Annotated in this window: 9 protein-coding genes; 8 read left to right on the forward strand and 1 reads right to left on the reverse strand. The window is 41.7% G+C overall.

From position 1 onward, the window contains the following. Window positions 1-132: 132 nt before the first annotated feature. From B9N78_RS14835 to B9N78_RS14870, 8 genes are all read left to right on the forward strand, one after another. A complete protein-coding gene (locus B9N78_RS14835) occupies window positions 133-1587 on the forward strand; it encodes a two-component system sensor histidine kinase NtrB (RefSeq protein ID WP_085103683.1) in 1455 nt (484 codons plus the stop codon). Window positions 1588-1688: 101 nt separating this feature from the next. Continuing rightward, the gene (locus B9N78_RS14840) at window positions 1689-2297 is read left to right on the forward strand and encodes an XTP/dITP diphosphatase (protein ID WP_085103685.1); all 609 of its coding nucleotides are present in this window, start codon (window positions 1689-1691) and stop codon (window positions 2295-2297) included. A 47-nt stretch (window positions 2298-2344) separates the two neighbouring features. Beyond that, window positions 2345-4168, forward strand: coding sequence for a glutamine--fructose-6-phosphate transaminase (isomerizing) (glmS, locus tag B9N78_RS14845; RefSeq protein ID WP_085103687.1), 1824 nt, complete (start codon window positions 2345-2347; stop codon window positions 4166-4168). Window positions 4169-4309: 141 nt separating this feature from the next. Further along, window positions 4310-5128, forward strand: coding sequence for a TnsA endonuclease C-terminal domain-containing protein (locus B9N78_RS14850; RefSeq protein ID WP_085103689.1), 819 nt, complete (start codon window positions 4310-4312; stop codon window positions 5126-5128). After that, window positions 5121-7211, forward strand: a complete 2091-nt coding sequence (locus tag B9N78_RS14855) for a Mu transposase C-terminal domain-containing protein (protein WP_085103691.1) — start codon at window positions 5121-5123, stop codon at window positions 7209-7211. Before B9N78_RS14850 ends, B9N78_RS14855 begins: the two co-directional genes overlap by 8 nt. Then, a complete protein-coding gene (locus B9N78_RS14860) occupies window positions 7212-8882 on the forward strand; it encodes an AAA family ATPase (protein ID WP_085103693.1) in 1671 nt (556 codons plus the stop codon). Continuing rightward, on the forward strand, window positions 8861-10393 hold the full coding sequence (locus B9N78_RS14865) for a TnsD family Tn7-like transposition protein (RefSeq protein ID WP_137982558.1): 1533 nt from the start codon (window positions 8861-8863) through the stop codon (window positions 10391-10393). The genes B9N78_RS14860 and B9N78_RS14865 overlap by 22 nt, the downstream gene beginning before the upstream one ends. Window positions 10394-10396: 3 nt before the next feature. Next, a complete protein-coding gene (locus B9N78_RS14870) occupies window positions 10397-12013 on the forward strand; it encodes a Tn7-like element transposition protein TnsE (RefSeq protein ID WP_085103696.1) in 1617 nt (538 codons plus the stop codon). A gap of 264 nt (window positions 12014-12277) precedes the next feature. Here the strand turns inward: B9N78_RS14870 and B9N78_RS14875 are convergent, their stop codons facing one another. Then, on the reverse strand, window positions 12278-12964 hold the full coding sequence (locus B9N78_RS14875) for a metallophosphoesterase family protein (RefSeq protein ID WP_085103698.1): 687 nt from the start codon (window positions 12962-12964) through the stop codon (window positions 12278-12280). Window positions 12965-13308: the final 344 nt, after the last annotated feature.

Consider the following 13308-nt stretch of genomic DNA (forward strand, 5'->3'; position numbering starts at 1 on the left):
TCCGTGTTCCGCACTGTTTACCCCATTCTTTTATATCTGCAAAGCTGGAAATACGGAGATTAGAGATTGTTAATTTTTCTTAAAATAGTTTATTCTCAGCCATGACCATCGATATAGCCAGAGGGAGAGATTATGCTTGATAGCCTATTGCGTGAAAAACATTGTGATTTCATCGGAATTCTAGGCAATCCTATGGTGATATCTTCACTCCTCAATCTTCTGCGGGACCGCGAAAACGAAGTGGATGATATTAAATTGGTTGCAGGAGTACTTGTCGACTGTAAAACAAACGATTCAAATGCTGAATTTGATATTCCCATATATGAACAGGTTGAGGAAATGCTTAAGTCTCATCCTGAAATAACTATGCTTTTTGAACTTTCAGGTGACCTTTCACGTGTAAAACTTCTTCGTGAAATTTTGCCTGCACATATATCTCTTGTTGAACTTCCGGCCGCGCGTTTTTTCTTAAAACTGCAAGCCACTGATCGTCTATGGATAGCCTGTAAAGTCGACTTAATGCAGACTCAGGCCTTGTTTAAAAACGTGGTTGATCAGCTTCCTGAAGATATTTTGATTGTAGGTTCTAATGGAATGATCGTGGACTGTAATAAACATTTTTCAAATTTAATCGGGGAAGACACTAGAAACATACGGGGTAACAATCCTTTAAAATATTATAAGTTTCTTGCAAATGTCTGCCCTATAAAAGATGGGATTATTGATGTTAAGTCCATGGCAAAAGGAAAACTCGAAGAATTGATGTTCTCGGAAGAAGATTCTGAAGGTAAACTTAATTTTTATAGAATTTATATTTATCCTATCTCCGATGAGCAACGAGGAGAGGTTGTTCAGCTTGTTGTGATGCGCAGAAATATTACTGAAAGAACTCTTATGGAGCAAAGAGTACGGCAGTCTGAAAGGATGGCTACTGTCGGTGAACTTGCTGCATACGTTGCCCATGAGATTCGTAACCCTCTTGTGGCTATGGGGGGATTCGCAAAAGTTTTGATGAATAATACGTCTATTGATCAGGACGGTCATAAAAAAATAGGTATAATTTTTGAAGAGTCTAAGCGTCTGGAGACTCTCTTAAAAGAAGTTTTGAGTTTCGTACGGTCACATGAAGGTGAAATAACAGCTTTTAATCTTAATGATGAAGCTGAAAGCGCAGTAAATTTGATGGCACTTGAATGTAAAGAAAAAGGGATTGAGCTTGAACTGGATCTTGACTCGCAAAATCCGGCAGGACAAGGCGGGGCTGAACAAGTAAAGCAATGCTTAATTAATTTGATAATGAATGCCATGGAAGCTATGGATGAAGGTGGGGTGATCCGTGTTGCAACCGGAGTGACCAAAGATAAAGTATGGCTGAAAGTCAGTGACAACGGCCCCGGAATTCCGGCCGCAAAGCGCGATTTGGTCTTTGATCCTTTCTATTCTACTAAAATTAATGGAAATGGTTTAGGGTTGCCGATGGTTAAAAAAATAATGGAAGAGTTCGGAGGCGAAATTGAAATGGTAAGCCGTGAGGGAGAAGGAACAACCGTATCATTGATTTTGCCGCCGCCTCTGACGGTTGCGTAAAAATCGGCTAACGAGTAATAGTCTCACATCATATTAATGATAAAATGATGGATGCAGATGTTTGCATCTTTAGATTTTAATATATTGCATGGGAGACGGGTTTGAAAACAGTAGTTCTTGCTACCAGTAATAAAGGAAAGATCGCTGAATTTAAAGAGCTTCTTAAAGACTTCGATCTCACAGTGAAAGGTCTTGATGATTATCCCGAGATCGGTGAAATCCCTGAACCCGGTGAGACTTTTCTGGAAAATTCCATAATCAAGGCTCAGACTGTCGCTAATATAACAGGTCTTATTGCCGTTGCTGACGATTCCGGTCTGGAAGTTGATGCACTTGACGGAAGGCCGGGTGTATATTCCGCAAGATACAGCGGAGAAGGTGCAACTCCCGCAAAGAATAATTGTAAACTTCTTGAAGAACTTAAAGGTGTGGAGGAAGCAAAACGCACGGCCCGTTTCGTGTGTGTGATGGTTGCCGCCACTCCTGACAATATCCGTATACAAAGCCGCGGAGAATGGAACGGGCGTATCGCTTTTGAGCTTTCAGGAGCTGAAGGGTTCGGCTACGATCCGTTATTTTTTGACCCTGAACTCGGCTGCGTTGCTGCTGAAATGACGCGCGAAACTAAAAATTCACGTTCACACAGAGGCAAGGCTTTAAGATCGCTTATGGCTCAATGGGCTGATTTTCAAAAGAAGGTCAACGGTTGATAATTTTTTGACCTGCTTACCATAATAATAATCAGGAGAATTTATATATGTGCGGAATTATAGGATATGCCGGACACCGTCCTGCGGTGCCTTTGATAGTTGAAGGGTTAAGAAGGCTTGAGTATCGCGGATATGATTCTGCGGGTGTTGCAACTGTACAGAATAAAGAAATTGATCTTGTCCGTGCATCAGGCAAGCTTGCCGCGCTTGACGAGAAACTGGCTCATATCAATGTAACCAATTCCACTTTCGGAGTCGGGCATACACGCTGGGCCACTCACGGTATTCCTGTTGAAAAAAATGCTCACCCTCATCTTGATCATGATAAAAAAATAGCCATGATCCATAACGGGATTATTGAGAATTATCAGGAAATTAAAGCAGACCTCCTTACTAAAGGGTATGAATTCCGCTCTGATACTGATTCAGAAGTTTTGGTGAACCTTATTGCCGAGGGCCGTAAACATACTGAAACCATGCTTAAAGCGATTTCGTGGGCTCTTAATCAGGTTGAAGGCGCGTATGCAATTGCGCTTGTCTGTGTTGATGAGCCCGGAATAGTCTATGCCGCCCGTGTTTCCAGCCCGCTGGTCATGGGTGTCGGAGTCGGTGAAAATTTCGTGGCTTCCGATATTCCTGCATTCCTTCCTTACACTCGCGAAGTTGTTTTCATCGAGGACGGAGAACTGGTCAAGATTACTTCCGCATCATGGGAGGTCTTCAGGGCTGACACTCTTGAGCCTGTTGAAAAAGAAGTCCGTACTATAAACTGGGATGTTCAGGCCGCGCAAAAGGGCGGGCATAAACATTTCATGATTAAAGAAATTTTTGAACAGCCTAAAGTCATTTCAGACTGTCTGGCCGGTCGTATCGATACTAATAAGTGTGAAGTTGTCCTGCCTGAAATTGCAGAGATGGAGCCGCCGGAAAGGTTGCACATCATTGCTTGCGGAACTTCATACCATGCCGGACTCTGGGGTAAAAATCTCATTGAACAGTGGGCAAAAATCCCGGTAGATGTCGAAATTGCTTCGGAATTCCGCTATCGCGATCCTATTTTGAGCAAAGGAAGTCTTGCACTTGCGATCAGTCAGTCCGGCGAAACTGCCGACACCTTGGCAGGTATCAAACTTGCTAAACAAAAAGGTCTGCAGATTCTAGGTCTTTGTAATGTTGTCGGTTCCAGTGTTGCCCGTGAATCTGATTATATTATGTATACACAGGCCGGTCCTGAGATAAGTGTTGCATCCACCAAGGCCATGTGCAGCCAGCTAACAGCATTGCTTTTGCTGGCTCTTTACTGGGGAAGACGCAAAGGAACGATTGATGATGAAACCTACAATCGCGCGGTTAAAGATTTACGCAATATTCCTTCAATACTTGACGCAGAACTTCCTGCAATGCGCAGTAGGGCAAAAGAACTATGCCGTGAATATTCCGAGGCAAGCAGCTTTTTCTATTTAGGACGCGGGCTATGTTTCCCGCTTGCTCTTGAAGGAGCTTTGAAGCTTAAGGAAATTTCATATATTCACGCAGAAGGATACGCCGCCGGCGAAATGAAGCACGGTCCAATCGCGTTGATTGATCCTAATTTCCCGACATTTGCTTTGGCCTTAAAGGATGATCTGTTTCCTAAAGTGAAATCCAATCTCGTAGAAGTTCAGGCCAGAGGCGGAGAAATTATAGCCCTCACCAATCCCGGAGTGGAACTTGATGTTGAACACCGCTGGATCCTGCCGGAAGTTTGGGGACCGCTCAATGCGTTCATGGCACTTCCGGCATTACAGCTGTTTGCATACGAAACAGCTGACTACTTAGGAAAAGATGTTGACCAGCCTCGAAACCTCGCAAAATCCGTAACTGTTGAATAACATTGATTAAATTTGTGTATGGGTGTGGGTGAGTAATAAAGATGGAAACTGAGTATTAAAGTTGGAAACCAAGTAATAAAGTTGGAAACTAAAGCCGTTCGTGATACGCTCTATAAAAGAGTAATCAGGAGCGGCTTTTTTATGGCAAAAATTAAGAGTGAAAAAATTGAATTGAAGTTTCAAAGATGGATCAAAGAGGGACGTGGTACCGGACATGGCCATGAATATATTCCGTGGATCAAGGTTAGGGATATTTCATCGCGAGGAAGGTCTCATAGAATTTATGGATTTAAATCTCAACGAACGCACCATCTTCTTTCAGATCTGGAATTAGCCATTTTCTTGTCTCTTGAATGGGGGGAGCACACGGTTGATATCAGGGAGCAGTTTCCATTAAGAAGGGAGGAAACTCTTGAGCTTGCTGCCGAAGCACGAATAGACCACCCCTCCTTTTGTGGAACCCCTCATTACATGACTTCTGATTTTCTTGTGAATACAAAAAGGGATTCGCTACCGAAGTTTGTCATACAGGCAAAATATACCAAGGATTTTTCTGATCCAAGAACAGTTGAAAAACTTGAATTAGAAAGACGGTATTGGGTTACAAAGCAAATCCCTTGGTTTCTTATTACTGAGTTGGAGATCTCTCAGGCTGTTTTTAGCAATATTGAATGGTTGTATCCATCGCAAGGTGACGAAATATCTGCTAAAACGTTGGTCAAACAGGCTGAAAATTACGCTTATTGTTTTGAACAGGAACCAGATTCAAAGATTATTGACATAACAAAGTCGTTGGATGTCGCATACCAATTACCGAAAGGAGAGTCTTTATTGGAATTGCGACAACTGTTAGCAAAAAGATTTTTTGTTTTTGATATATCGAAGTCATACCTGAAGCTAAGAGCAAATGAGTTAGAAATGGCAGATTTCGATATGTTGCTGGAGGCTGTAAATGTTTAGAGTCAATGAGGTCCTCAATTATGGAGGCTTGAAATATAGGGTCTTAGCTCTTGCTGGCGATCAAGTTGTCTGGATTTGTATTGATAAAACTTCTGGCATGCCCTCCGCTGTGTACTTGAATGATTTATCAAACTCAATCGAGCAAGGCATGTTGTCCCGCTCTGAAGATCCTTATGAAGAGTTGGCGTATATTGTTCCAGAGCTAGAGAGTTCCTCATACAATAAGCGTGATAAAAATTATGAACTAATAAAGCCTATTGTTGTTCATCCTCAGTTTTTTGAGCCTAAGATAAGAGCCGCTTTGATAAAAGGGGTTGTTGCTGAAAATGGAACTATAAAAAAGACCTTGTACAATTTGTTGCGTCGTTATTGGCAGCGTGGACAAACTCCCAATGCCCTCCTTCCAGATTATAAAAAATCAGGGGCCAAGGGCAAAAAGCGTAAGGCTGTAGGCAAAAAACTAGGTAGACCACGGAAGTATACTCCGGGTGTTGGTGTCGGAGTGGATAAACAGGTTGAGCGACTCTTCAGGATAGCTATTGATAGATATCTTTTGAAAGATAATGGTCTTAGTTTTCCCTATGCGCATAGAAGATTCATGGAGCTTTATAAAAATTATTTCCCTGACACTCCTGAGTCTGAAATTCCGACAAAGTGGCAGATGCTCCATTTTTATAAACGTGAGTATGGGCAGGTTGAGAAGCTGAAGAAAAGAACCTGTCTCATCGAGTACAATAAGGATAAACGTCCACTAATAGGAACGGCTAATAGCAACGTGCTCGGTCCGGGGTCTCGTTTTGAAATTGATGCTACAATTGCAGATATATATCTCGTCTCTGACAGCGATAGAGGAAATATTGTCGGACGCCCAGTGATCTATATGGTGATTGACGTTTTCAGCAGGATGGTTGCAGGGTTTTATGTTGGGTTTGAATCCCCTTCTTATGCGGCTGCGATGCAAGCTCTTGCTTCTGCCATGACTGATAAAGTTGAATGGTGCAAGCTGTATGGATTAGATATTACCTATGATGATTGGCCTATTGTGGGATTACCTAACGCAATTCTTGCTGATCGCGGCGAGTTGCTTGGACATCAGATCGAAGCCTTGGAGAGTAGCTTTGGGGTACGGATTGAGAATGCTCCTCCTTATCGAGGCGATGCAAAAGGGATTGTTGAACGTAGTTTCCGAACCATACAGTCCGATTTTAAACCTTTTGCTCCTGGTGTTGTAGGGAAGACATTGATCAAGAAACGCGGAGGAAAGGACTACCGCCTTGAAGCATCTCTTTCTGTCAGTGAATTTAAAAAAATCATCCTTAATTCGGTCTGGTATCACAATAATTTTCATGTTCTTGAAAAGTATGATCGTAATATTGATATGCCCGTGGATTTAGATATGACCCCATTGTCACTTTGGAACTGGGGAATCCAGCATAGAACCGGACGATTGCGAGCTGCTTCTGAGGATGCTCTTAGGATAAGTTTGTTGCCCAGAACTAAAGCTACTATTTCTGATTTAGGAATTTCTGTTTTTGGTGTATATTATACATCTCCAGAAATAGTTGAAAGTGGGTGGATGCACCGCTCAAAGGACATCCGTAGACCTGTAGGATTGTATGCTGCATATGATCCTGCTTCAGCGGACTGCATCTATCTTTTTCCTTTCAAAGGGAAGAATGATTACTGGGTCTGTAAGCTGACTACTCGCTCAAGAGAATTTCAAGAGTGTTCTTTTTGGGATGTATGGCAGGTCAAAAATGAGCAAAAGCAAGCTGTAGCAGAGAGTAAACTGAAGGCATCGGCGCAAAAAAGGCAGCTTGAAAGTTTAGTAGCTCAAACAATTAAAGAAGCAGGGCGTAACGCGCCAGATAAAAGTCATATGAGTAATGCCGCACGCTTACGTGGAATCCAAAGCAATAAGGCTCAAGAAAAAGATAAAGAAAGGGGTATTCAGTTTTATAAACCTAAAACGGAGTCGAAAGATATTCCTGCAAAAGTAATTTTATTAGAGGGGAATCGGCAGGAAGAAGATTACAGTTATCCTGATTATATCGATGAACTTTTTGATACTGAGGATAGTTAAATGGCACTCCCGGAAAATATGATTAAAGCAGTTTATATCGAGTCAGTTATTCCTAGCTATGTGGGTAATCCTTATATTGAAGCGTTGCCTCCTGAAATGACCTTTGAACAGGTTAAGGCAGGACTGATTGGCAAAGTTAAGTTTGATGCTCAAGATATTTTTGTTGATGGTCGTCTACGCGCCCATATGATCCCTGCGCTACTCGATGATTTTTTCCAACCTTTATCCGCACATATCAGTCTTGAGCAAAAGCTATCCATAATGATTAGACGTGGGTACGTTGGTAGGAATCTTAGTGACGGCTCCCGCAACAAGCACATGCAAAATGGTTATGAGAGGATTCTGAGTGGTGATATGGAATCTTTTAGATTCAATCATGCCATTTCAACTGCCTCCAGCCTTTTGCTATTAGGGTGTTCTGGAAGTGGAAAAACCACAACTCTCCAGCGCATTCTATCCACATATCCAACAGTAATTTTTCATGAAAAATATAATTTAACTCAAGTAGTATACTTGAAAATAGACTGTCCACATGATGGTAGTCTTAAAAGTTTGTGCATTCATTTCTTTCGAGCTTTAGATAAGGTATTACATACAGATTATGAGACAAAATATGTAAAGAAAAGACATAGTATTGAGACATTGCTCAGCCTTATGTCACATGTGGCCAACCAGTTTTCGTTGGGTGTTCTGGTAATTGATGAAATTCAGCATCTTAGCATAGGGAGGTCTGGCGGTGTAGACATGATGCTTAATTTCTTCGTTACATTGGTCAATACAATTGGTCTGCCTGTAATTTTAGTTGGAACTCCCAAGGCTAGACCCATTTTTGAGAATGATTTGCGCTCGGCTCGGAGGAGCTCAGGTTTTGGGGCCTTACTTTGGGAGCCTATGGAAAATCCAACGCCTACGATTGATCCTCAGACAGGAGTGCCTTCCAAGACTGCATGGAGAGCATTTACTGATGTTCTATGGAAGTACCAGTGGTTGCAGAAACGAGATGAGGTGCTAAGTGATGAGGTGCGAGAGTGCTGGTATGACTTGTCTCAGGGCGTTCTCGATATTGTAGTTAAGCTGTTTGTTCTGGCGCAACTCAGGGCAATTTCCACGAGAACAGAACGGATAACACCTAAACTCTTAGAAAAGGTTTACGAAGAGGAATTCAAGCCTGTTCACCCTATGCTGGCGGCTCTTCGGTCTAAAGATCCAGAAAGAATTGCACAATACTCGGACCTGACGTTACCCGGAATAGATAAAAAAATGCTTGAGCTCTCTTCAGCAATAGCTGACGTGGCAAATAGAGATGATTCCCCCCATGTCATTTATGAAGGGAATGAACAGGCAGAAAGGTTGCATACTCTACTTATCGGCATGGGGTGTGAGGCTTCACGGGTAATTCCCCTTGTGAAAAAGGTCTTTGTTCAGTCGCCAGAGCTCTCTGTGCGTGAGTTAGTGCCAACTGTTTTGGATTGGTACGAATCGGGTAATTATGAACCTGAAAAGGCAAAGCATAAAAGAGCAACGTCTGTTCCTAAGAAAGATTGGAATACATTGGATTCAAGTGACTTACGTTTTACTTTTTCACAAGTCGACGGAGATGGCATGTATACGCAGTTGAAAAATGAGTCCCTTATTTTTGATGTGGATTCTTGGCTGCAAGAGGTGATTTAATCATGCTCAATTTCCCCGTGCCATACCCTGATGAGCTAATATACAGCACTGTGGCGCGGGCAGGTGTGCATATGGGGTTAACCAGTCCCAAACAGTTGCTTGATGAAGTCTTTGCCAACCGCAAGGTTATTGCTACACCGGATCTGCCGTGTCACCTTGGAAGGATTTCAGGCTTGTATCCTGAATCGCTGAAGCTTGATGTTAAAAATATCATATACAAGCACACCCTTTTCCCTCTCTACGCTCCTTTTGTTCCTGAAGAAAGGAGAATTCAGTGTTTAAAATGGATGGCTGGACAGTCTAAAGGAGCGGTTCACCTAGCGCTTGGAGTGGCCGCCTCTCGTATAAAGCAAATACGTTTTTTGAGATATTGTCCTAAATGTCTTGAGACGCAACTGGACCATTATGGCGAATATTACTGGAAACGTGGTTGGCAGGTAACTGGCGCAGATGTGTGCCAGCACCATGCCAGATTGAAAAAGTCTCATGTTGAATTGCACAGCCGACATCGCCACCAATTTTTTGATCTCGCTCCCCATAAACATGATGACCTTTTTTTTATACCCAGTAGTACAGAAGAATTCCGTGTAGCGATACGTATTGATGAGCTTTTGAATCTCCCCCCAATCAAATCACCATCTTTTGAGCAATGGGGAGCCTACTACAAATCCTTGGCTGAAGATGCGGGCTGCACAAAAGGAAAGAATGTCTTGCATGATATTATTTTTGAGAAAGTTATATCAAATTGGTCTGCAGGATGGCTTAAAAAACACGGCCTATTCCCAATAGATTCTAATTCGTGTTGGTTGAAATCAATTTTTAGAAAACATCGAAAATCTTTTAGCTACTTGGAACATATAGTTACCTTAGGGACTCTCCTAGGTGACAGATGGAATTTTAGATCTGTTTTCAAGGAAGCCTTGAGTTTAACTCCAAAGAATATTGTCACGTGCCCTGTGGATTTTTCAGCTCATACTCCTTGTCAAGAGACACTCGACATACGCAAATCATGGGAAGTTTTTCTTAAAGAGTTTGGGGTGAAGAAGGCCCGTTCTTCAGGTGGAGCAGCTATATATGCTTGGTTGTACCGGAATGATCGGGCTTGGTTGATGAAAATAAACGGTCAGCATCGTAGGTCTTCGCGATCGAAAAACAAACGTGTTGATTGGACAAAGCGGGATCAGAATGTTTTGAAGAAGCTGGAAGATATTCATCAAAGTTCTTTGGAGGACTTCGAAGGGCCAAGGCGTTCTAGAAATTGGTATTTGAATCAACTTGGAGCTAAGGCTACTATTGAAACGAATCTCAGTAAGCTTCCATTGGCAGTAAACTTTTTTGAAAAAAATTGTGAAGACATTCCTAGTTACCAAATTCGAAGATTAGCTCTTACTATTCGAAAGTTAAACTCTGCGAAGGAATCGTTGCAGAGATGGAAAATATTAAGGTTGGCTGGCCTGAGTGATGAGCGGATTTGTGCTGAAGCAGAATTGTATTTGAAGCATATGAGATAGATTGTGAGCAATTATATATTTGATAAGTTTAAGCCTGATGCCATCATTAACTATCTAGGATCTTTATGCAGAAGAATTAAAGGTTCTCGGTGGTGGATTAGTATCAGTTTTTCAGGTCAGAAAGGTAGCGATTCGGTAACTCTATCCAATGCATCCGCAATAGCTCGCAAAAGGGTTGTGAATCCAACATGTATAGCGAAGGCTGCGGGGAGCCATATTAACTTAAGTATTATTTCAACTAAGGGCTGGTGCGTTAAGAAAATTAAAGATTGCCCGATTGAAGGATTTTCTTCGCGAAAAGATTGTGAACAATTTTGTTTTGTCCTTAAAACGAAAAATGGTTTGACTATCTACTTGCCGCAGCTTGAATTGGCTCGAGCTTTGTTTTTTCGTGATTCATATCTTGCAAGAGCTGCAATGGAACCAGATACCTTAGATTTTGATTTTCAAATTGTTCGTGAGGGAAACTGCGAAGTTATACGTATTAATATTATGCCAACTTCTTGTTATCCCCTTGAACTTTTTCGTGAATTAAGTAGTCGCAATTACTTAAGTTGGATATTGTTGGATGATCAAGCTCGTAAGTCTTATGAAAGTATTGGACGTAACCAAAAAACGTCGGGTTATCAGGTTGGAGATTATTGGAAATGGGACTTTCATTTTGATCCTCCAGAACTTCCAGATGCAAATTTAGGTCTGCGAGGATATCATGACAAAAAAACTAAATGCTTTTTTGTCTATGAAATTGAGAGCATAAAGAATATCAGCGCAAATATACCTGAGAAAATTGAGATGTATCACCCTAATTTTAATACTCCAAGTGCCGAATCTACGCATGGTGGCACTTCGGTCGCTCCAAGTACTATTGATCAATATAATGTGCATGATGACGAAGTTGCAAATGCTGATGCGGCCCGGCGTCTGATAGACGGAGATAAAGTTGTTTTTGAATTTTCTAAACCCTTTGTAACTCTCAGAGTTTCGGAAAAAAAGAAGCCTATTACTTCACAAAAGCCACAGGAGGAAGGAGGCGATTCCCATCATCTTGACGTGAGCGCTGAAGAGTCTGTTGCCGGACAAGGTTTTCCGGGGGGAGAATGGGACACGACTAATGATCAAACGGAGAATGATCATTTGTTTGAAAGCAAATTCAGTTGCTTTTTAAATATGGTTGAAAATTTAGTAGATACTCACGATTGTAAGATGCTCTCTAAGAATACTAGAAAATTACCCGCAGTTTCGCGTTGTAAAAAGCACCTGCTTTCAACAGACGGAAATCCTAGATGTATGGCTGTGGTAGTGATTGAGGTTAAAGGAAAAGTTTTTCATCTGTTGGAGGTTGATACATCCGATGCGGATAAGCCTCTGTCGACAAGAATTTTGATGGTAAGAAGCTATGCTACGTGGGAAAAGGATCTTGAACATCTTGAATATGAACTTGTGCGGACCTCTCTTACTTGGCCGGTACAGTTACTAACTCAATTTTGTGGTAAAAAAGGCCACTTGAGAATTTCACATCCTAAAACACCTTCAAATAACAAAGGGCTAATTCTCCCTGATTCTATAGAGGGATGGGCTAATAGAACTTATGATAGAATGGACGATATGTCTCAGATTTAAGTAGGTTATTAAGTAGCTTGAGTTTTGTAAGGGTTTATTCGGAATTGAATTACCTGCAGTTATTAATGTACTGTGGAAAGGGAGAAATAATATGGAAATCAATTCGATAGTACTTTGTAGTATACTGGTTTTTGTGGTTGGTGTCTGTTCATGGGCTTTGTGGGATGATAAGCGTGAAAAGGCCCATAAAAGGAAGGAGAATAGGCGACAAAGAACACCACAAAAACCGTTTGGAATTTAATAGTTAGGATTTTATAAAGTTTTTTACAACTCAGCCCACCAAGTTTCTTCATCATCTAAAGGGACCGCAAGGGCCATCCAGTCTGTGTTTTGAAACTTGCCAACTTGGTGAATGTGAAAGTGACCGAAAAACCATTGTGCGGGCTCATATTTTTGTAAAATAAGGTCAAGAATATCTCGTGTTGGATCATCGGCTTTAGCAAGCCATGGAACTTTGCTGTATCCTAGTGGTGGTGTGCGTCTGAGTACAAATGAACTCGGGCAAGTGTGGCTCACAACAATATCTATGTGTTGGTTCGGATCAAGTTTTTCAAAGTCATTTGCAGCCGGGATTTCATTTGAAAACCAACTCTTCCCTTCAATTTTAGACTCTTTGTCCGTAGAGTCTGCTCCTCCGAAGAAAAGCACATTCCGACCATCAGGCAGAGCTAATATTGAGCCTCGCGGTTGATAGAAACAGTTTGGTGCAACTTCAAGTTGTCCGGATTCAGTTATGTTTGCCAGCTCCTCATGATCTTCATGATTACCTTCACACCAGTATAGTTTTGTGTTGCCGAGCTTTAAAGGTGGATCTGCCGGCGGCCAACCATTTTGATGTGGCCAGTAGCCAAAATCTCCGCATTGGATAATTATGTCTGGCTGCTCAGTTGTAACCAGGTGGTTGATGACTTGAAAGTCTCCGTGGATGTCGCCTAGAATAATGGTTTTCATGGATGATAATTTAATTTATTTTTAATTTGCCGTCATCTATATTGAAGCGAACTATAAATAAAACAGAATTGTGAGTATATAGAATGGTTAACTTCTATTTGTAAGCTTGTAGGTGGCATCGGTTTTCAGGAGTTTTAGCCGTGACGTTGCTTCATGTATTGAAAAGTACGCTTGAGCCGGATAAACCGAAAAAAGAGAGAGAGCGAGGGCACGGCTAAAACTCATCCGCGTCGTCATTAACCATCTATTGACATGCAGCGACAGTGCATGGCTACAGAAAAAACTCCGTAAAATTAGCTCTAGCTCGGTGGTAATATTGCCCTTCACTATTGCACCGTCACCTT

Source organism: Desulfovibrio gilichinskyi, assembly GCF_900177375.1.
Taxonomy (GTDB): domain Bacteria; phylum Desulfobacterota; class Desulfovibrionia; order Desulfovibrionales; family Desulfovibrionaceae; genus Maridesulfovibrio; species Maridesulfovibrio gilichinskyi.

Bases quoted from the DNA above. Each gene is read 5' to 3' on its own strand.
- B9N78_RS14835 (WP_085103683.1), top strand. From the start codon at position 133: ATGCTTGATAGCCTATTGCGTGAAAAACATTGTGATTTCATCGGAATT.
- glmS (WP_085103687.1), top strand. From the start codon at position 2,345: ATGTGCGGAATTATAGGATATGCCGGACACCGTCCTGCGGTGCCTTTG.
- B9N78_RS14850 (WP_085103689.1), top strand. From the start codon at position 4,310: ATGGCAAAAATTAAGAGTGAAAAAATTGAATTGAAGTTTCAAAGATGG.
- B9N78_RS14855 (WP_085103691.1), top strand. From the start codon at position 5,121: ATGTTTAGAGTCAATGAGGTCCTCAATTATGGAGGCTTGAAATATAGG.
- B9N78_RS14860 (WP_085103693.1), top strand. From the start codon at position 7,212: ATGGCACTCCCGGAAAATATGATTAAAGCAGTTTATATCGAGTCAGTT.
- B9N78_RS14875 (WP_085103698.1), bottom strand. From the start codon at position 12,964: ATGAAAACCATTATTCTAGGCGACATCCACGGAGACTTTCAAGTCATC.